General features: G+C 54.5%; 18 protein-coding genes. 15 read left to right on the top strand and 3 right to left on the bottom strand.

The features are described 5' to 3' along the window. Window positions 1-291: 291 nt before the first annotated feature. Complete coding sequence (locus JIO00_RS19625) at window positions 292-675, top strand: hypothetical protein (protein WP_077748237.1); 384 nt, start codon at window positions 292-294, stop codon at window positions 673-675. 25 nt (window positions 676-700) lie between these two features. Here JIO00_RS19625 and JIO00_RS19620 read toward each other — a convergent pair whose 3' ends face one another. Beyond that, the gene (locus JIO00_RS19620) at window positions 701-1,666 is read right to left on the bottom strand and encodes a glycosyl hydrolase family 5 (protein ID WP_154912808.1); all 966 of its coding nucleotides are present in this window, start codon (window positions 1,664-1,666) and stop codon (window positions 701-703) included. A 306-nt stretch (window positions 1,667-1,972) separates the two neighbouring features. Here JIO00_RS19620 and JIO00_RS19615 point away from each other — a divergent pair, with 306 nt between their 5' ends. The 8 genes from JIO00_RS19615 to JIO00_RS19580 all read left to right on the top strand — a co-directional run bounded on the left by JIO00_RS19615 (window position 1,973) and on the right by JIO00_RS19580 (window position 11,553). Then, the gene (locus JIO00_RS19615) at window positions 1,973-2,413 is read left to right on the top strand and encodes a low molecular weight protein-tyrosine-phosphatase (RefSeq protein WP_102594406.1); all 441 of its coding nucleotides are present in this window, start codon (window positions 1,973-1,975) and stop codon (window positions 2,411-2,413) included. A gap of 44 nt (window positions 2,414-2,457) precedes the next feature. Further along, complete coding sequence (locus tag JIO00_RS19610) at window positions 2,458-4,686, top strand: polysaccharide biosynthesis tyrosine autokinase (protein ID WP_083376196.1); 2,229 nt, start codon at window positions 2,458-2,460, stop codon at window positions 4,684-4,686. A gap of 96 nt (window positions 4,687-4,782) precedes the next feature. Continuing rightward, complete coding sequence (locus JIO00_RS19605) at window positions 4,783-5,865, top strand: glycosyltransferase (protein ID WP_010456278.1); 1,083 nt, start codon at window positions 4,783-4,785, stop codon at window positions 5,863-5,865. A gap of 14 nt (window positions 5,866-5,879) precedes the next feature. Then, window positions 5,880-6,992 (top strand): polysaccharide pyruvyl transferase family protein, encoded by a 1,113-nt coding sequence (locus JIO00_RS19600; RefSeq protein WP_042932696.1) that lies wholly within the window; start codon window positions 5,880-5,882, stop codon window positions 6,990-6,992. Then, entirely contained in the window at window positions 6,989-8,209 is a 1,221-nt protein-coding gene (locus JIO00_RS19595) for a polysaccharide biosynthesis C-terminal domain-containing protein (RefSeq protein WP_083376197.1), read from the top strand. Before JIO00_RS19600 ends, JIO00_RS19595 begins: the two co-directional genes overlap by 4 nt. Next, window positions 8,209-9,312, top strand: coding sequence for a hypothetical protein (locus JIO00_RS19590; protein WP_010456273.1), 1,104 nt, complete (start codon window positions 8,209-8,211; stop codon window positions 9,310-9,312). Before JIO00_RS19595 ends, JIO00_RS19590 begins: the two co-directional genes overlap by 1 nt. Before the next feature lie 12 nt (window positions 9,313-9,324). Beyond that, entirely contained in the window at window positions 9,325-10,362 is a 1,038-nt protein-coding gene (locus JIO00_RS19585) for an acyltransferase family protein (protein ID WP_083376198.1), read from the top strand. Window positions 10,363-10,401: 39 nt separating this feature from the next. Beyond that, complete coding sequence (locus JIO00_RS19580; RefSeq protein WP_083376199.1) at window positions 10,402-11,553, top strand: SGNH/GDSL hydrolase family protein; 1,152 nt, start codon at window positions 10,402-10,404, stop codon at window positions 11,551-11,553. A gap of 4 nt (window positions 11,554-11,557) precedes the next feature. Here the strand turns inward: JIO00_RS19580 and JIO00_RS19575 are convergent, their stop codons facing one another. Beyond that, window positions 11,558-11,965: a mannose-1-phosphate guanylyltransferase gene (locus JIO00_RS19575; protein ID WP_010456266.1), complete on the bottom strand. Its 408-nt coding sequence runs from the start codon at window positions 11,963-11,965 to the stop codon at window positions 11,558-11,560. A gap of 27 nt (window positions 11,966-11,992) precedes the next feature. Then, the gene (gene galU / locus JIO00_RS19570) at window positions 11,993-12,826 is read right to left on the bottom strand and encodes a UTP--glucose-1-phosphate uridylyltransferase GalU (RefSeq protein ID WP_010456264.1); all 834 of its coding nucleotides are present in this window, start codon (window positions 12,824-12,826) and stop codon (window positions 11,993-11,995) included. Between the two features lie 310 nt (window positions 12,827-13,136). Here galU and galE point away from each other — a divergent pair, with 310 nt between their 5' ends. The 6 genes from galE to JIO00_RS19540 all read left to right on the top strand — a co-directional run bounded on the left by galE (window position 13,137) and on the right by JIO00_RS19540 (window position 19,246). Next, window positions 13,137-14,153, top strand: a complete 1,017-nt coding sequence (galE, locus tag JIO00_RS19565) for a UDP-glucose 4-epimerase GalE (protein ID WP_083376200.1) — start codon at window positions 13,137-13,139, stop codon at window positions 14,151-14,153. A gap of 141 nt (window positions 14,154-14,294) precedes the next feature. Continuing rightward, window positions 14,295-14,537, top strand: a complete 243-nt coding sequence (locus JIO00_RS19560; protein ID WP_083376201.1) for a hypothetical protein — start codon at window positions 14,295-14,297, stop codon at window positions 14,535-14,537. A gap of 140 nt (window positions 14,538-14,677) precedes the next feature. Further along, entirely contained in the window at window positions 14,678-15,733 is a 1,056-nt protein-coding gene (locus JIO00_RS19555; protein ID WP_081853998.1) for a polysaccharide biosynthesis/export family protein, read from the top strand. Between the two features lie 14 nt (window positions 15,734-15,747). Next, window positions 15,748-16,413, top strand: a complete 666-nt coding sequence (locus JIO00_RS19550; protein WP_083376202.1) for a YjbF family lipoprotein — start codon at window positions 15,748-15,750, stop codon at window positions 16,411-16,413. Further along, on the top strand, window positions 16,410-17,171 hold the full coding sequence (locus JIO00_RS19545; RefSeq protein ID WP_083376203.1) for a capsule biosynthesis GfcC family protein: 762 nt from the start codon (window positions 16,410-16,412) through the stop codon (window positions 17,169-17,171). The genes JIO00_RS19550 and JIO00_RS19545 overlap by 4 nt, the downstream gene beginning before the upstream one ends. Then, window positions 17,168-19,246 (top strand): YjbH domain-containing protein, encoded by a 2,079-nt coding sequence (locus tag JIO00_RS19540; RefSeq protein WP_102594399.1) that lies wholly within the window; start codon window positions 17,168-17,170, stop codon window positions 19,244-19,246. The genes JIO00_RS19545 and JIO00_RS19540 overlap by 4 nt, the downstream gene beginning before the upstream one ends. Window positions 19,247-19,297: the final 51 nt, after the last annotated feature.

Genomic DNA, 19,297 nt, shown 5'->3' with positions numbered 1-19,297 from the left:
CCACTCAAGGGCGCATGTACGTATCGGTGGCCCCGTTGGCAACAACCGGAGAACGGATGTTTGAAAGGTGGGGCGCGGGTCTCGGTAAATACGATGCCAAAACCGCGCGCAGGTTCAAAGCAACTGACCGTTGACGGCTCTATGGCAACTCTGGCGCCTGAGCTGGCATGCCTGCATTCGCACGCCAACGGGTGTTAAAAAGGGTCAGGTTCAGCCGTTATAAGATGTCAATTAGTGCCACTCGGATGGCGTGTAATGTGGCGCGGATAAATGTAGGTATTGGATGGGGAAATGACTTCACAAGGTGAGCGGGTGTCTGCAATTGTGGAGGCCTTTGATGACATTATTCTCGGTTATGTCTTGAAAAAATTGACCGAAGTATTTGAAGCGCTGATGGCCGCATCAAAGAAGAACCATCCGGACAATATGACGGGTCTGGTTGAAATGGGAAGGGTGAAAGCCGCAAAGAAAATTCCCGCTTGGCTCAATCGCGTGAAACACAGCATGCCCAGCCAAGTCACTCGCGTGTTGCTGGAACAAATGAGCGACTCACAGAAGTCCAAACATGACCTGCGGTTTGAAGCGCAAGCCGTATTGTTCGAGGTGCTGGTGGAAGAGTCGCTGGCCATGGACGCCGCAAGTTATGCAGAGTGGATTAATAAAAGCGCCGGTTGATGGTGGGCGCGGTCATTCATCAGGGTCACTTCAATAACATTTTGACGGCAGCTTCCGCAGGTTTTGATGTTCCATCGGACGACTTTAATCCAAAACTTCGCTCGCGATCATTGCTGCCAGTGTCGCTGTTTTTCCATTCGTAAAGGGACGTCAGCGGTATATTCAGTTTTTTGACGTCCGAGATAAATCTTGTAATGCGTGATGCTTGCCCGGCGGTGCCTCCGATGGAACTGAGCGATGGCACTCCCCATTCGGTAATGACCCCCGGCACATGGAAGTTATCAAGGATAAACGCTTGAGTACGGCTGATTTCGGTGCCCGACATGCCATACGGGTGATAAGAAACAGCGCTGAGGCACCGTGGGTGTTCCCTCAGGATCTCAGTCAGTGCGACGGTCGCCTTGGAGTCTTTGGTGGGCGCCTTCGCGAATCCAAAGCCGATCAGGGGGGTTGAGTGATCCCGCTTTTGTAACGCGTTGCACACTGCGCTCATGAACGGCACAAACGTTACTTCAAAATCCCGGGTAGGCCAGTATTTTGGCAAGTCCGGTTCATTCCAGATTTCAATGGCGACAAGCTGCGTACTGAAGGCGTTTTCCAGACCGATGACCGAGTTGGCGAATGAATCTCCCGCAGCGGCGAGATCTATCCCACTGCTTTGCGTTTTGTGGGTTAACGCTTTGGTGGAGCGAACGGTCATCAATACTGGCAGGTCGACGGATTTGGCCGCTGCGAAGGCTTCACTGATCTGTTGTTGATACGCCGGGTTACCCAGGCTGTTCGTCCATACGCCAAAGCGCACGAATCCAAACCCTGACGCCTTGATCTCATGGGCGTCGGCGGTCGAGAAATTCTGGATCTTCACCTGAACGCCTATTGTCTTGTTGTCCTGGGCCAGCGCTGAAAAAGCCTGACTGGCGTAAACAGGGCTGAAGACGCCAAGTATAAATAGCGTTGAAGTGGCAATCAGTCGAAAACACATGGAGGGCATAACGGGCAGTTCCTGTAGTCGTCCAGAGTAGAGGGCAGGGGAACATAGCATTAGTCAGTTAATACAGCGATACCATTAATCTTCCCGCCCAGACGTCCATTGTTAATATTGGTCGGATAAATAACTTTCCTATCGTGAGTGTTATTTATGGTCCGGTTTTCTGGTTGGGCGTTTTTTGTGTGTCGTGGTATTTAATACGAAAGTATTTTCATGATGGATCCCACTCTGAATGCGGGACGGTCTTGTTGGCTCACTTATAGCCTCGCTATACGTGGGCCGAATCGACACTACACGGGAAGAGTAGCCTTGTTCAGAAAGATTCTTGTGGTCTGCGTCGGCAATATATGCCGAAGCCCGACCGCTGAACTGTTGCTTCGCCATGCGCTGCAACCTTCAGGTATCTCAGTGACCTCCGCGGGATTGAACGCGCGGGTGGGTGAGTCTATTGAGCCCGACGCACTTCGGGTTCTTGAAGAACAGGGTCACGAAGACCAAGGGTTTAAAGCGCGGCAGATTACGCCTGCCATTGTCAATGAATCAGACCTCATCCTAGTCATGGAAAAAGAGCATGTACAGGGCGTACTAAAGATTGCATCACACGCCAGGGGCAAAGTGTTTCTTCTGGGGAAGTGGCAGAGTGAACGCGAAATAAAGGACCCGTATCGTCAAGGAAAAGCTGCGTTTGTCCATGCCCATGCATTGATTGAAGATGCCGTTTGCTCATGGGCGCAGCGCCTCGGACGTTGATGGATGATTTTCAGATTAGTAATAATGGTAAAAGAATAGACCTTATGCAGTTACCGTCAGTAGTCAGCACCCGGGATAAAGACAGAGACGAGATTGATCTGCTCGGTTTATTAGGCACATTGATTGACCATAAATGGTTAATAGGTGCCATCACCGGGGCGTTCATGGTGACCGGTGCCGCGTATTCGATTTTATCGCCGCCCGTGTATCTGGCGAACGCCCTGGTCCAGGTCGAGCCGAAAAAGAACGACATGCTGGGGTTCTCGGATATCAGCAGCATGCTCGGTGGACAATCACCGGCGGCTACCGAGATCGGCATTATCAAGTCTCGTGCGGTTATCGGTAAAACGGTCGATGATCTGCATCTTGATATTGTGATTACGCCCAACACCTTTCCCGTTATCGGCGGCTTTCTTGCTCGGCGCTATAAAAGCAGCCCTGCGGAAAGTGTCTCGCTACCACGCTTTGGCATGAACAGTTATGCCTGGGGCGGCGAGCGCCTTTATATCGAACAGCTCGATCTGCCGGCTGAACTGTTGGGCAAGAAATTGATGTTGGTCGCCGAAGAGCGCAATCGATTCAAGCTCTACGATGACAACGGCGGTTTGTTGGCCGAAGGTGCCACAGGCGAAGCCATCGCACAGGAGGGTGTCGAAGTCCTTATCGCGAGCATGGCCGCGAATCCGGGCACTAAATTCGAAGTCGTGCGCAATCCACGCATTGTCACCATTCAGAATTACCAGGACGCCCTCGATGTATCCGAGCAAGGTAAAGAGTCGGGCATTATAAGTCTGGCCCTGGCCAGCACCGACTACACCTTGGCGGTGAAGATTCTCAACAAGATTTCAAGGCTTTATGTGCAGCAGAATGTGCAACGCACCTCTGCCGAGGCGGCCCAGAGCCTTGAGTTCCTGCAGGCGCAACTCCCGCAAGTCAAAGACGATCTGGTCAAGGCCAGCAACGCGCTGAACAGCTATCAGACCCACGGAAATACAGTCAACATCTCCCTCGAAACCAAGTCTGTGCTGGAACAGATGGTGGTGCTGGATACGCGCATCTCGGATCTCAAACTCCAGCAAGCCGACATGGACCGAAAGTTCACCCGGGAGCATCCGGCCTACCGCGCATTGATGGCGCAGATGGGGGATTTGAACAAACAGCGACAAGGGTTGGAAAAGAAAGTCCAAGGACTTCCGGCGACACAGCAGGAGCTGTTAAACCTGACCCGTGATGTGGAAGTGGCGACACAGATTTATACCCAGTTGCTGAACAAATCCCAGGAGCTGGACATTGTCAGGGCCGGGGCGGTCGGCAATGCGCGGCTGATTGATACGGCGGACGTCGACATCACCACCCCGGTCAAACCGCGCAAAGCCCTGATCGTATTGATTGCGACGTTGCTGGGTGGCTTTGTCGGTGTAGCGCTGGTGTTAGTGCGTAAATCGCTGAGCAGAGGACTCGAAGGGCCGGAAGCCATCGAGCAACTGGGGCTGCCGGTTTATGCCTCCATTCCTTACAGCACCCTGCAACAAGAAGAAGATACTAAAAAAGTCAGACAGGGCGACGGAGCCAACAGCCAGTCTTTCCTATTGGCCCTGCGTAACCCCACGGACCTGTCCATCGAATCGATCCGCAGCTTGCGGACCTGTCTGCATTTTGCAGGGCTGGATGCCACCAACAACCGGATCATGATCTCCGGTCCGAGTCCCCAGGTAGGCAAGACGTTTGTCTCTTCCAACTTGGCCGCGGTCATCGCTCAAAGTGGGCAGACGGTCGTACTGATCGATGCCGATATGCGCAAAGGTCATCTGCACAAGACCTTGGCGACACCGATCAGCAATGGCTTGTCCGATCTGTTGACCAAGCGCTGCAGCATCGAGCAAGCGATCAATAAACTCGAAGTCGATAACCTGCATTTCATCAGTCGGGGACAAGTACCGCCCAACCCGTCCGAACTGTTGATGCATGCCAACTTCAGAGAACTCCTCGCTGAACTGAGTGAACTCTACGACGTGGTAATCATCGACACGCCACCTCTTCTGGCCGTGACAGATGCGGCCATCGTTGGACGTGAAGCCGCCATTAATCTGATCGTGACGCGCTTCGGCGTCAATCCGGCCAAAGAGATCGAATTGACGATTCGTCGGTTTGCTCAAAACGGCATCGAATTGAAAGGCGCGATTTTTAACGGTGTCGAGAAGCGAGCGTCCAGCTATTACGGTAATGGCAGTTATGGCTATTACAACTACGAGTACGCCTCTGACAAGTCGTAAATGCGGGTTCTATTTGCCAGGTCATGGACTGAGAGTGGACTCACCATTCTCCGGTCCCTGTCGCCTTGCGACTACGATAATGGAGTTGGGTGAACTGTGAAAAAAATACTACATGTGGCGGAAACGATTAAAGGTGGCGTTGCGACGGTCATCCGGACGATATCAACCCCTCCCAAGGGCGACGCCCAGCAGTATGAACTGGTGTATTTGATTCCGTTCGACCAGAAGAAAGAACTGCATGGCATTGATGAAAAAGACATCAGGACCTTCTCCCGAAACAAGAGAGATGTCGTCTCCCTGCTGCGCTTTGCCTGGCAACTCATTCGAGTGATCTTCAAGGAAAAACCGGATGTCGTGCACTTGCACAGCACGTTTTCCGGGGTCATTGGCCGATGCGTGTGTTTAATCTTGCGGCCTTGGCGGTCTCCGAAAATCATCTACTGCCCGCATGCGTTTTCGTTCTTGATGGAAAGTTCTCCTGCCAAACAGAAAGTGTATTCTCTGATTGAGCGGCTTTTGCAAAAAGTCACGGATGTCATTATCTGTGTCAGCCAGTATGAACTGGATAAAGCGGCCTCGTTTGGTATCGACCGCCGCCGTATGAAACTGATCTACAACGGCATTCATTATAAAAACGATGAGAGCCTGTCCAGTCAGTGCACGGATATTCAACTTTTATTTGTGGGTCGACTGGACTATCAGAAGGGCTTTGATGTCTTGCTCAAGGCATTCACGGAAGTTGAGCGCACCGACTTGAAACTGACTGTGGTTGGCAGTGCGGTGAATGAGGAACCGGTAGAGTGCCCCGTCATTGACGCTGTTGAATACCTGCCTTGGGTGACCCCGGCCGAAGTCAATGCCCTCTATAAAACCGCCGATGCCCTGATTGTCCCCAGCCGCTGGGAAGGTTTTGCCATGGTTCCCCTTGAGGGCATGGCCATGGGCGTGCCCGTTATTGCCAGTGACTGCACTTCGCTCCCTGAACTGGTCACGCACAACGTCACGGGCTACATATTTTCGACGGGCGATCACCAGGCGCTCAGTAACATCTTAGTGAACATCAAGAAACAGAAGTTGCTGGAACTCGGCACCGAAAGCCGCAAGCGGGTGCGCGAACGGTTCAGCGCAACGCTGATGATCCAGAAAACCTATGACGTGTATTCCGCTCAAACTTATTAAGTAGATATCAAGATATGAACGTAACTATTTTGCATGGCTACAGTGCATCCAATTCCGGTGATGGCCTCCTGGTGGATTTGGCAATCGCCTTGGTGCTGCGAAACTTTGGTGCTGACACGTTAATCAATGTCGTTGCGTCAGACCCCCAATCATTTAGTTACCTTCCCTATAAGCGGTATGACGCGCCGGTCATGGCGGCTAAAGGATTGGGACGCGTGAAGGAAGCGGTTTTCCTTAAACAGTCTTACGCGCCACTCGCCGACCTCTTGAGCACCAGCGATCTGATCGTCGGGGTGGGCGGTGGGTACATGCGGTCAAAGAGCGCCTTTGAACACATCAAGCTAAAACTGGGCCATGCCAAACAGCTCGAAACGGCGATCTTGAGTAAGGTGCCGTCGGTTTACCTGCCGCAAAGTATCGGCCCGTTCCACGGTGAAAGCAGCGCGATCGTAAAACACTACGCCAGTGCCGATGCGGTGTTTGTCCGTGACAACAGGTCGTCGGCCATTTTCCAATCCAATGAAAATGTCTATCGAGCGCCAGACCTGGCGGTCCAGGCGTTGGCGAAAAAGATTCTGGTGCAACCCAAGTTCACCCGCTGTGCGTCATCGCCGGCCGTGGTCTGCGTGGTTTTACGCAAGCCGCCGGAATGGAGCAAAGAGAAAAAGATCGCCTACGTTGCCAACTTGAAGCTTCTTTTGAAGAGACTAAGGGCGAAAAGCAAAGTGGTCTGCGCTGTTCAAAGCGCCGTTCGTGGCAACGATGACGGGGCGTTCTATCGGGAACTTGGCATTACCGAGGATCTCTTGCCCTTGAAGGCGACCCTGTCCAAGTATCAGCCCGACCTGGTCATTTCCGTAAGGCTGCACGGAGCCATCGAGTCTCTGCTCGCCGGCGTGCCTGCGTTTCATATCAGCTATGAACGCAAAGGTTTTGGCGCCTATCAGGATATGGGCGTGGAAGATTGGGTGATCAACGGCGGGGACATCAATGTCGACACCATCATCGACACTGTTTACGCGCCGAATGCGTTGTCCAGATTCGGTAAAAAACTGACGGACACCTGCAAAGAAATCGAAGCCAAAACGGAGCTGATGGACACGATCATCAAAGGGATTGTTCGATGATATTTCGGCTGTTGCTACGCGGAGGTGCTTTAGGCGCAAAGTTCTTGCTGGTGTTGGCCATCACGCATTACCTGGGTTATGAGGCTTTGGGTTTCTACGGGGTGGTGGTGGCCGCTTCATTGATTGCTTCCAAGTTTTACAGCGTCGGATTCAGTTCTGAAATCAACCGGCTGATCAGCGTGGGGGGCAGTACGAAGCTTGTCGTTGATAAGGTACTGATTCTGTACCTGGCCGTTGGTTTGTTGTTATCGGTGGTCACGGTCGCGCTCTACTCACTGTTCAGTGATGTTGAGGCGAGTGCCGCGTTGATCGCGTGCGTCACGCTGTTGCTGCTCACCGAGCATCTGTCCTTCGAAATAAACTCGTTTGTCTTTTCCGCACAAAAGGCCAACTGGGGCGCGTTGTTGTTTTTCATCAAGACCGGCCTCTGGGCGCTCCTTGCCGTGGGCGGACTGATGACCGGCGTAGTGTCCACCATCGCCAATGTGCTTTGGTTATGGGTGGCCACCAACCTGTTGGTCATCGTGGCCGGTTACTTCATTGTGGTTGACGTACATAAGGGCCGGGGCGTCAGTGCAGTCACCACGGTTTCGGTCTGGAGAGCAGGGTTGCCCTTTTATCTGGGAGGCGGGCTGATCGCATTAAGTCAGTACGCTGAACGTTTTCTGATTCTGGACATTGAACCGTATGCCAGCCTCGGCAAATACGTTTACTCCTGGTCTGCCGCCAACACGTTGCAAGCACTGTCCTACGCTGTTGTTGCGGTGGTGGGCATTCCCGTGCTCGCCAAGCGTTATAAAAATAGCCAGCAGGCGCTGACGGTCCGGCAATTGTTCGTTAATCAATGGGTGCTGCGCTCCCTGATGGTTTCCTGCGCGGTGGCTGTGCTGATTTATGCTTTCTTCAATATCTTGCTCGATTATGTGGACGCAGCAGTCCCGCGTCCGGATAACCGGATTTTAGCGATTCTGATTTTCTCTTTTGCCCTGCGCGCCGTCGGCGATATCGTCTGGGGCGGTCTTATTGCCTCGAAGAACAGTCGGGTTTCGTTAGCCAGTGCAGCGATCTGTTTGGCGGTTTCACTGCCCGTCAGCTATGTGCTCATCAAGCACTACTCAATTTATGGCGCGGCGTGGGGCAATGTCTTTTCGATCACGGTGCAGTTGGCCGTCATTGCTTTGCTGACCAGGTTTGCCCGGTCAAAGGGGGCCTGGTAATGGCCATCTCGCTACCGTCCATAGAGTTTCGCGGAAGAAAACTCGATTCACCCATTTCATTCCTGATTCTGCTGTGTGGTCTTTTTCTGTCTATTGCGATGCCGCTGCTGATGCACCGCGATCCTGGCCCGGATGCGATGACCTTGTGGACGTCATACGTTCGTTCAGACAACTGCAATTTCTGGAATCCGTTTTCACCAGACCGGTCCTCTTATGAGTGCTCCGCTTACCTGCTGCGTCCCACCGGTATCAACCTGACCAATGCGTGGGCCTACGGGATGTTGTGCAACCTGTTTCTCACCTCTATCCCGATCTTCATCTTCAAAAGAATACCGATAACGATCTTCCTGACCTTGTGCCTGTGGGGGGTAGTCAGGTCGTTTTTTCTCGATAACCTGACCAAGGAAATCATTGTCTCGGTGGCGGTGATCGCCATTCTGTTTTTCTCCTTTTCGAAACGCTACCGCGCGGGTTTTTTCCTCTCGGCGCTGTTTTACGGTGTGCTGATCCGGCCCTACTGGATATTGTTTTCGCTGGTCTGGGTCGGTGTGTGCGTGATGAAGAAGCATGTATCGCGTTTCAGCTTTTTCGTGATGTTGTTCATGTTCTACCTGGTGATCGCGACGGCCATTCAGTTGCTGGTCGGCTATTCGGTTTCATCCATTCGCGCCAGTAACAATGAACAGCGGACTTTGGGTGAAGAAGGTTCGAAGTCATTGATCGTTTCATGGATTAACGGCGGAGATTTCGTGTCCCAGGCAGTGGACTCGATGAGCATCTTTTTCAGGCTGTCTTTCCCGGTGGAGTTGATCCTGCTCTCCGGCCTGGGGCAGATCATATTCGTCGTCCTGATGATGATGACCTCGTTACTGATGTTCAAAATGATGACGTCGAGTCACTACAAGGGCTCAACCATCGAGCCGAAAGTCAAAGAGCTGATTGCGATCCCTCTGTCCTTTTTATTGGTGCAGGGGTTGTTCGAGCCTGACTTCGGCTCGTTTGCCCGACATTTCTCCATGGTGGTTCCGGTGCTGTTTCTGGGGCTGGGATTGCAGCTGCGCTCAAAGAAACCCGAGTCGGTTGAATCAAGCGTTCAGCGCTGAGGTTTGTGGTCTATGCAAAGCAAGAAAAAATCGTTGGAAATAGAAACGCTCAGAGGTCTGGCATGCCTGCTGCTGGTGCTCTATCACGTGATAGGTCCGCTGGGCGGCGGACTGAAAATCGACCTGGGGTCACCTTTTCGGGTGTTGGCGGATTCGATGGTGTACGTCAGGATGCCGCTGTTCACCTTCATATCGGGCTACATCTATTCGATATACAAGATCAGAGGCAATGACTTCTCCGCTTACTGCGTTGGCAAGGTGAGACGGTTGATCGTGCCGTTGTTTTTTGTCGGTATTCCATTTTCGGTGCTGCAGGTTGTAGGGCCTGGCGTTAACAAGGAGGTCGGGTTAATCGACGCCTTGTTGTCGTTCTACATACCGGTTAACCATTTCTGGTTTTTGCAGGCCGTCTTCATCATCTTTGTGTTTGTCGGTTTTCTGCAGTGGCGCGGTCTGTTGCAGACGGCGACGCGGCTGTATCTGCTGTTCTTGTTTTCGGCGCTGGTTTTCTTGTTGCCGCCTTTTTCGGTTGACGCGTTTGGCATCAATGGCGCGGTCTATTTGCTGCCGTTTTTCGTGACAGGGATGATTTGCCACGAAAAGGTCAGTGCCTTGAAGCAATCGCTGAAAGTGATCGGGCCGGTCGTGTTCGTCTTGATATCGGCTGTGCTGCTGTATGTCGCCGCCGTGGATCGCGAACTCATTGTCGATCGTAGAAGCGTTGTCGGTTTGCTCGTTGGCTGTATGTCCTGTGTCGCGCTACTGTCGACTGACATGCGCTCTAAAGCCCTGATCTGGCTGGGTGGATATTCTTACGCCATTTTCCTTTTTCACGTGCTGTTTGCTGCCAGTTCGCGGTTTGCCTTGGGTCGTTTGGGCGTCACGGACGACAGCGTTCTGGTCGCAGGCGGCGTGCTGTGCGGATTGTTGGGGCCCGTGCTGTTGTCGAACATTTTTAGCCGCTTCACCCTGACTTCCATTCTGTTCCTGGGCGAGCGAGTTACCCGCAAAAAGACTCCAGCGGTCGGGTTGAAGGTGCCTCAATCCTGAGTGCCCATTCAGCCGGCTTACTGATAGAGGAATGAGCCAGTGGTAGATGTCGATGATGTGCGCCCCGTTCCTGCTCCGGTTGTCGAAGTGAGAAGTTCACGCGATCGGCTTGCTGCAATGACCAAGGGTAAAGCGGGGGAGGTGCTGGCCATCTCGGTAATTGGCGACAGTTACAGCGCGGGGCAGGATTTTTATCTCAATGCCCTCACTCAGCACTTGGCGAAAGATTTTGGTTTCGCCGGGCCTGGTTATGTCGGGTTCAATCACGGTGCCGCGCTCGGCGGTACGAATTTCAAATACACCCGCAGCAGCAAGAAGTACTTCGGTGGAGATTGGGACGTTTCCAGTCTTGGCCAGGCGAGTCCGGACAGCCGCACCGTAACCGGGCAGGCGGGCGCTTTTCTTGAAGTGGATTCCAAAGAAACGGCATCCATCAATACAGCCATTACCGACGCCAAGTTGCTCTACCTGGGCAATGGAAAAACCAGTGAGATGCGCTATCGGTGGACACCTTCAGACACCTGGCAGCCTTTGACGTTGGCCGGTTCCGGGGTTCAGGAAGTGCAACTCAGTATCCCCGCCAATGCTGAATGGTCGTTAAAGCTCGAAGTTGTGAAAGGTGCGCCGACGTTGTTTGGTCTGTGGCTGGCCAATAATCAGGGCGGCGTCAGGGTCTCCAAACTCGCTGCTTCCGGTGGCGCCTCAGGTGACTTTTATAAAAACGACCGTCTATGGCAAACCCAATGGAAGGCCATCGTTTCCAAGATACCGGCGGACGTTTACCTGATCATGTTAGGCGGTAATGACCAGGGATTTGGCGTCAAGCCCAACGACTATCTGGAGAACATGAAAGGGTTGGTGCGGATGATTCGCGAAGTTCATCCGGCGGCGAGCATCAACGTGATCTTGCGTCAGGACACAACGCGCTCCAGTGCGTATCCGATGTCGGAGTACGCCCAGGTGCTTGAGCCTTGGGCGCGTTCGGAGCACATCGTGTATTCGAGTTTGCAGTGCACGTTCGGTCCCGACTTCAAGCGCTACGCCAATGACGGGCCGACGCCCATGATCGGTCCGGACAAAATCCACCCTATCCCGGGTTCGGGCGGTCGGCTTATTGCCGATTACGTGTATCGCCTGATTGTCGGAGGGGGCGGTGAGTCGCCGGGCCAGTGTGGTTCCGCTTTGAAATAATCATTTACCGTTCAAAGCGTTCCAGATGGCTCAGCAGCTCTGCGGTTTTCACAGGCATCAAGTCAGGATCACATCGCGTTTCAATATTGATAACAATTGCCGGGTCGCTATAGCGCACGCGAACCCGGAATCGCCAATCATTGAAAATCACTTTAAGCCCGTCGCTTTCATCGATATCCAGGGACTGGTGGGCGTACAGATTTTTCAGATGGTTCAAGAGTGCAAAAGGGTCCCTGACCGGGCGATGGATATCGCCCGAAGAGGGGAACACCCCGATGCGCTCAACCAACAAGGCTGTGCCAAACCAGGCCGCCGAAGTGGAGGATAAAGACGGGGTTTTTGACAGCCAGGCCATCACCCCGACGTTGCCCGCTTTCTGTTCGATGTCTACCGAGCGTTTTGCAGTGGTCATAGTGGCTTGCCTGGATGAGTGAGTGGGTCAAAGACCGTTGAGATACAGATGCTCATAGCAAAAGTTGGTGGCGTCGATATAGCCTTCTGCACCGCCACAATCAAAGCGCAGGCCTTCGAACTTGTAAGCCAGCACGCAGCCATTTTGGGCCTGCTTCATCAGTGCGTCGGTGATCTGGATTTCGCCACCCTTGCCCGGTTGGGTGTCGGCGATCAAATCAAAAATATCGGGGGTCAGAATGTAGCGGCCAATGATCGCCAGGTTGGACGGTGCGTCCTCGGGTGCCGGCTTCTCGACCATGCTGTTGACCCGGTAGATCCCTTCGGAAATCAACTCGCCGGCGATCACGCCATATTTATGAGTCTGATCTCGAGGCACTTCTTGAATGGCCACGATCGAGCAGCGGAATTTTTTGTAGAGCTGGATCATCTGCGCCAGTACGCCGTCACCTTGCAGGTTCAGGCACAGGTCATCCGCCAGCACCACGGCGAACGGTTCGTCACCGATCAAGGGACGACCGCTGAGAATCGCGTGCCCCAGGCCTTTCATTTCGACCTGACGGGTGTAGGCGAACGTGCAGGTTTCAATCAGCTCCCGAGTGCCGGCCAGAAACTTTTCCTTTTCGGTGCCGCGAATCTGGTGTTCCAGTTCATAGCTGATATCGAAATGGTCTTCCAGCGCACGCTTGCCTCGGCCGGTCACAATTGCCATGTGCTGCAGACCGGCGTCCCGTGCCTCTTCAACGGCGTACTGGATTAAAGGCTTGTTGACGATCGGCAGCATTTCCTTCGGCATGGCTTTAGTAGCAGGCAAGAAGCGCGTGCCATAACCGGCGGCGGGGAACAAGCATTTACGAATCATAGATATATCCTGGAAAGTCATTATTCACATCCACGCAGAAACAATATCGAGTGTGGCTGTGAGTTTTGAAGTATTACTGAGGTTGTACTTTAATACCTGAGTGAGGCTTTATTGGCAATTATTAGCAGGCGTAGAGTGGGGCAAATGTTATTAGTTGTCGGGGCTGATGCCTTTTAGTTAATTTTAGTCGGGGTCTGTTAATAGTGTTGGTTGTTCTGAAGTGCTAATAAGTGTTTGGCGTCAATGGGTGATGTGCACATTTAACATTGCCTGTAATTGAGCACTTCAATACTCCACTATGGACCGCTCTATGAAGATTCTGGTAACGGGTGGAACCGGTTATATCGGTTCTCACACTACACTTGCGCTGCTTGAGGCGGGCTTCGATGTGGTTGTGCTGGACAACCTTTGCAATAGCTCTGACGCGTCCCTGCACGCCATTGAAGCCCTCTGCGGCAAGTCCGCATCGATGATTCGGGGGGATGTGTGCGACCGGGCATTGCTGGACCGGATTTTTCAGGAGCATTCCATTGATGCTGTCCTGCATTTTGCCGGGCTCAAGGCCGTAGGCGAGAGCGTGCGCAAGCCGCTTGATTATTACGAGGCCAATGTTTGCGGGAGCATTACGCTGTGCCAGGCGATGTCGGCGGCGGGCGTGTTCCGGTTGGTGTTCAGTTCATCGGCCACGGTGTACGGCGCGCCTGAGCAGATGCCGATCCGGGAAGATTTCCCCACCGGCACGCCAACCAATCCTTACGGGCAATCCAAGTTGTTCATCGAAAACGTGCTGCAGGATCTGTGTGCGGCAGAACCGCGCTGGAGCATCGCGCTGTTGCGTTACTTCAACCCGATTGGCGCTCATGCCAGTGGCCACATGGGGGAAGACCCCAGCGGGATTCCCAATAACCTGGTGCCTTACATCAGCCAGGTGGCCGTCGGCAGTCTCAAGGAGTTGTCGATATTTGGTGACGATTACCCCACCGTCGATGGCACCGGCGTGCGCGACTACATCCACGTGGTGGATCTGGCGGATGGGCACCTCAAGGCATTACAGACGATCTCGACGCGTACCGGAATCAATATCTGGAACCTGGGCACGGGCGATGGTTACAGCGTTCTGGAGGTAGTGCGGGCGTTCGAGCAGGCGTCGGGGCGTCCAGTGCCTTATCGCGTGATGCCACGACGCTCGGGCGACATCGCCGAGTGTTGGGCCGATCCTTCCAAAGCGGCGAAGGAGCTCGGCTGGAAGGCCACGCGAAATCTACAGGAGATGATGACAGACACCTGGCGTTGGCAATCGAATCATCCCAGGGGTTACGTCGAGTAGGGCTTGAAACAGGCCGTCAGCCCCTGGTTTTTCTGCTGAACTGTTATATCAGGACGCAATGTTAATTATGGTCGGGAAAATTGACTGGAAACACGTCCCGCAAGTCCGTAGATATAAAGAACACGCAGGAAGGAGTTTGATATGAAAAAGATGATGGTGATTGCCGTATTGTCCATGATGAGCAGCGGGGCTTTCGCAGTAGAAGTACCTCTTTCGCTGGATACAAAAGTGCTGGGTGATGTAACGGCGGCACAAGCTGCATTGGCCAGCACTGCGATTGTTTCAGGCGCAGTGGCTGCCTCCAGCAGCGGCGGAAGTTCCAACGGCGGAACAACCGGAAGTACCGGGACTACAGGCACTACCGGTACCACCGGCACACACTGATAAATACCGCAGGTGTCATCCAAGATTGCCCGGCTAACACTGGGTGATCTTGTTTTGGGTTTGCCCTTGAATAGCGTAGTGCCATTATGATTCGTAGCGTTCCTTTTTTAATGCTGGCAAGTATTGCTTTGCAAGGTTGTATGTTTTCGCCGGGCCAACATATGAGCACCAGCGATATCACTCGCGAAGGCTCAAGCGAAAACAGTCGGGTCGAGCTTATTCCGATTACCCCCAAGCTTATCGCCATGGACAGGGCCACTCAGGTACATGAGTCATTACCCCCGGAATTGTTGACCACGCCCGACGAATACCGCATCGGTAACAACGATGTCTTGTACATCACGGTATGGGATCACCCCGAGCTGACTGCACCTTCTGGCGCGCAACAGCAGATCGATGCAAACGGCCGTCTTGTTCGGTCCGATGGCACGCTGTATTACCCCTACATCAAAGAAGTCCAGGCCGCCGGAAAGACCATCCAGCAACTGCGATCCGATATTGCCGAGAAGTTGTCCACCTTCATCTCGGACCCGCAAGTGGATGTCGCCGTGTTGCGCTTTGCCAGTCAGAAAGTGGTGGTGTCGGGCGCTGTATTGAAAGCAGGCCCTCAAGCGATTTCCACCAATCCGCTCAATGTGGTTGAAGCCTTGGGTTCGGCCGGTGTCGATCCGCTGAATGCGGACTTGTCCGGGTTGCTGTTGACGCGAAACGGGCGGGTTTATCCGCTGAATCTAGACGCGCTTAATCAACAGAATGCCGAGTTGCAGAAGGTCTACCTCAGAGGCGGCGATCAGTTGTATTTGCCCTACAACGACAGCAAGAAGATCTACGTGATGGGCGAGGTCAATCAGCCGCGTGCATTGACCTTCAAGACCCGCACCATGAATCTTTCCGACGTCATTGGTTCGGTAGGAGGGTTGAACCAGACCACCTCGAACGGCAACGCCGTGTACGTCATTCGCGGTGTAGAAAACCTCGATGTCGAACCCGCCAAAATCTATCAACTACAAGCCGAGTCGCCGTCCGCCATGGCGCTCGCCACTCACTTCGATGTCCGCCCCCAGGACATTGTTTATGTAGGCCCTGCCAACGTTACCCGCTGGAACCGCTTCATCAGTCAATTGGTGCCATCGGCCTCGATTCTCGGTATGGGCGCGGCGGCACAAAACAACTTAAGTGAAGCCAACAGCAGATAAGGTCTGGTCCCACTGTGAGAACGTTGAACGTTAGCGTCTGCTTGATGGCGGCATTGCTGTTGTGTGGATGTAATCCGCTGATGAAGGCCACGCTGGCGAACTTCAAAGCCGTGGCCACCGGGCCTGACGACCTGGAGTTGACTCCGGCGCAAGTGGCCGAGGTTCAGTATCCGCAACTCAAGCTGACGACCCCTTCCGGCGAAGGGGTGTTGGCGATGGTGCGTGAGCGAGGTGACTTGCAGTACTGGGTCGCGTCCGGCAAGCAGGTGTTGTTGCTGCGCGACGGCCTGGCGGTTCGCACTGTCGGCCTGGGCTTTGAAGGTGACCTGGACGGGACCCGTATCGAAACGCAATCGCCGTTCAAGCAAGGCCTTCACCGATTGCCCGATGGATACACCAGCCAGCGCTGGATCGATCTCTATCGAGGTTACGAAGTGGGTGTTGCCGTGAGCAGCCGCTTTACCCGAAAACCCATGGAAACCCTCAGGATCCTGGACAAGGAATACGCCGTGCTGCGTGTCGATGAGCAGATAGAGGCACCGGCTATTGGCCTGCGCGCGACCAATCATTATTGGGTCGATCCGGATAACGGTTTCATCCTCCAGAGTGAACAGCAACTGACAGGGCAACTCAGGGTGAAGATCGTGCAGTTGACCTCTGAGCGCGGGGCTGTCCGTTGAAGTTTCCCAAGGTGTTATGGACGTGCCTTTTGTTGATCTGCGGTGGCGTGAATGCGGCAGTCAACGTCAGCGGTGATGTGCGCAATCCGGGGCCGGTCGAGCTGCAACCCGGGGGGCGCGTGCTGGATGTGATGCGTTTGGCGCAACCCAATCCTGAAAGCTACTGGCTGGCGGCCGCCTGGCTGCGACAACCATTGCTTGAGGAGCAGACCCGACTCAAGACCGGGGTCCTGTTTGACTTGAAGGTGCTGCAACGCACCGCATTGCTCTTCGATCGGCCCAGCCGGGCGGCATTGGCGTTGCAGTTGTACGAGCAAGTCAGCCGCATGCCGGTTACCGGGCGCCAGGTGGCGGTCCTTGATCCGATCGCGGTGGAGGTCGGCTTCGCTCGCAACTTCCGCCTCGATGACGGCGACAGCCTGATCTACCCCAAGCGTTCCGATGTGGTTGAAGTGCTGGGCGCTGTCGCCGAACCGTGCCGGCTCGCCTTTCGCCCGCTGCAAGAGGCGCGGGATTACCTGCAAGGGTGTTCATCTCTGACCGATGCCGAAGCCGATTACCTCTGGATCGTTCAGCCCGACGGGGTCACCCGCCGTGTCGGCATTGCGCCGTGGAATCGTGAAAGCGGGCAGGTGCCTGCCGCCGGCAGCAAAATCCTGGTCCCTGTCAAAACCGATGATCTTAATCCGCCTATACCTGAACTGAATCAGCAGTTGGCCGAATTTCTTGCCACGCAACTGGCTGAGGTGGTTCCTTGAATTTACGTTTTGCTGCAGTGCTGTTGTTGCCGTGTGGTTTGGCTCATGCAGAGCCGCGATTGACTCAAAACGATTTCGGCGGCGTGGGCTTGATGCAAACGCCGACGGCTCGAATGGCACCGGCCGGCGAATTGAGTGTGAATGCCAGTCGAACCGAGCCCTATACCCGTTACAGCGTTTCATTGCAGCCATTTGAATGGCTGGAAGGCTCGTTTCGCTATACAGCGATCACCAACCGCCGGTATGGCCCCGAGTCGTTGAGTGGCGACCAGAGTTATAAAGACAAGGCTGTGGACCTCAAGGTACGCCTTTGGCAAGAAAGCCACTGGGCGCCTGAGCTGGCCCTGGGCTTTCGCGACATCGGCGGTACCGGCCTGTTCTCCAGCGAATTCCTGGTCGCCAACAAACGCTATGACGACTTTGATTTCAGCGCGGGTATTGCCTGGGGATACATCGGCAATCGAGGCGATTTTGACAACCCGTTGGGTTGGGCGGCTGATCGCTTCAATACCCGGCCGGACGGCGAGGGCACCGGTGACGTCAACACCAATGCCTATTTTCGTGGGCGACCTTCATTGTTTGGCGGCGTGACCTACCAGACACCCTGGGAGCCGCTCAGCCTGAAGCTTGAGTACGAAGGCAACGACTACAAAAACGAACCGAAAGACAACGTCATCAAGCAAGATTCGCCCATCAACATCGGCGCCGTGTTCAAGCTGACCGATTCGGTCGATCTCAGCGCGGGTTGGGAGCGCGGCAATACTGCGATGTTCGGCATCACCCTGCACACCAACTTCGTCAGCCGCAAGGCGCCGGCCAAGACTTACGATCCGCCCGCGGAGCGTCTGCCGACACAGGCTCCTGCCACACCACCGGATCAGGTTAACTGGGCCAACGTGTCCCAACGTTTGCAGAAAAATGCCGGCTACAAAGTCGAGCGCATCACTCAGCGCGGCCCCGAGTTGTTTGTGTACGGCGAGCAGACGAACTATTTCCATTCGGCCAAAGCCGTCGGCCGCGCCAGCCGGATTCTGGACAACAGCGTCAACGACGATATCGACTGGTTCACCCTGGTGAACAAGCGCTACGACATGCCGCTGGAAGAAACCAGCGTGCCGCGCGAGACCTTCCGCGAAGTGGTCAACAATGAGGAGCCGCTGCAAACCTTGCACCGAACCACTGAGGTCAACGGGGCGATGCCGCATACCGAGACCACGCTCTATACTGCCGCGCGCGATCCCTTCAGCTATGGTGTCGGGCTGGGCTACAAACAGAACGTCGGTGGCCCTGATGGTTTGCTCTATCAGCTGAGTGCCGATGCGGACGCCGAGTATCGTTTCACGCGCAATACCTGGTGGAGCGGCCTGCTCAGCGCCAACCTGGTGAACAACTACGACAACTTTACCTACGACGCACCAAGTGGTTTGCCCCGGGTGCGGACCGACCTGCGCAAGTACCTGACGACCTCTGACGTCACCATGCCCACGTTCCAGTTCAGCCACGCCGAGCAACTGGATAAAGACCTGTATGGCATGGTCTACGGCGGCTATCTGGAGTCGATGTTTGCCGGTGTGGGCGGTGAGGTACTGTTCCGTCCGGCAGGCCAGCGTTGGTCGGTGGGTGCAGACCTGAACTACGTGCGTCAGCGCGAGTTCAACCAGGGTTTTGGCTTGCGCGATTACTCGACCGTGACCGGCCATATCACCGGTTATACCGACTTGCCTTTCGATACCCAGGCCGCCGTCAGTGTCGGCCGCTACCTGGCGCGGGATTGGGGCGCCACAGTCGATCTGTCACGGGAGTTCCGCAATGGCGTGCGATTCGGTGCCTGGGCCACGCTGACCACTGCGACGACAGCGGAATACGGTGAAGGCAGTTTCGACAAGGGCATCTACATCTCCATTCCGTTCGATGAACTGATGAGCATGTCGACCATGCGTCGGGCCAATATCGTCTGGTCGCCGCTGACCCGGGACGGCGGTGCACGGCTCAATCGCAGCTACTGGCTGCACTCGATGACCGATAGCCGTGACAGCGACTTGTTCTACCGTAACTTCGACAAGATCACTGAGTGAACGCGGGCGATCTGCAGGGCGATTAGCGCTGTAGATCGCATCGCGGTCGAC

The organism is Pseudomonas sp. SW-3, from assembly GCF_016615645.1.
Lineage (GTDB): Bacteria > Pseudomonadota > Gammaproteobacteria > Pseudomonadales > Pseudomonadaceae > Aquipseudomonas > Aquipseudomonas mandelii.
The sequence above is the reverse complement of the archived record's forward strand: the minus strand, read 5'-3'. Positions and strand labels throughout refer to the sequence as shown.

Coding starts and splice junctions, on each gene's coding strand:
- JIO00_RS19625 (WP_077748237.1), top strand. CDS start 292: ATGACTTCACAAGGTGAGCGGGTGTCTGCAATTGTGGAGGCCTTTGAT.
- JIO00_RS19620 (WP_154912808.1), bottom strand. CDS start 1,666: ATGCCCTCCATGTGTTTTCGACTGATTGCCACTTCAACGCTATTTATA.
- JIO00_RS19610 (WP_083376196.1), top strand. CDS start 2,458: ATGCAGTTACCGTCAGTAGTCAGCACCCGGGATAAAGACAGAGACGAG.
- JIO00_RS19600 (WP_042932696.1), top strand. CDS start 5,880: ATGAACGTAACTATTTTGCATGGCTACAGTGCATCCAATTCCGGTGAT.
- JIO00_RS19595 (WP_083376197.1), top strand. CDS start 6,989: ATGATATTTCGGCTGTTGCTACGCGGAGGTGCTTTAGGCGCAAAGTTC.
- JIO00_RS19590 (WP_010456273.1), top strand. CDS start 8,209: ATGGCCATCTCGCTACCGTCCATAGAGTTTCGCGGAAGAAAACTCGAT.
- JIO00_RS19585 (WP_083376198.1), top strand. CDS start 9,325: ATGCAAAGCAAGAAAAAATCGTTGGAAATAGAAACGCTCAGAGGTCTG.
- JIO00_RS19575 (WP_010456266.1), bottom strand. CDS start 11,965: ATGACCACTGCAAAACGCTCGGTAGACATCGAACAGAAAGCGGGCAAC.
- galU (WP_010456264.1), bottom strand. CDS start 12,826: ATGATTCGTAAATGCTTGTTCCCCGCCGCCGGTTATGGCACGCGCTTC.
- galE (WP_083376200.1), top strand. CDS start 13,137: ATGAAGATTCTGGTAACGGGTGGAACCGGTTATATCGGTTCTCACACT.
- JIO00_RS19560 (WP_083376201.1), top strand. CDS start 14,295: ATGAAAAAGATGATGGTGATTGCCGTATTGTCCATGATGAGCAGCGGG.
- JIO00_RS19555 (WP_081853998.1), top strand. CDS start 14,678: ATGTTTTCGCCGGGCCAACATATGAGCACCAGCGATATCACTCGCGAA.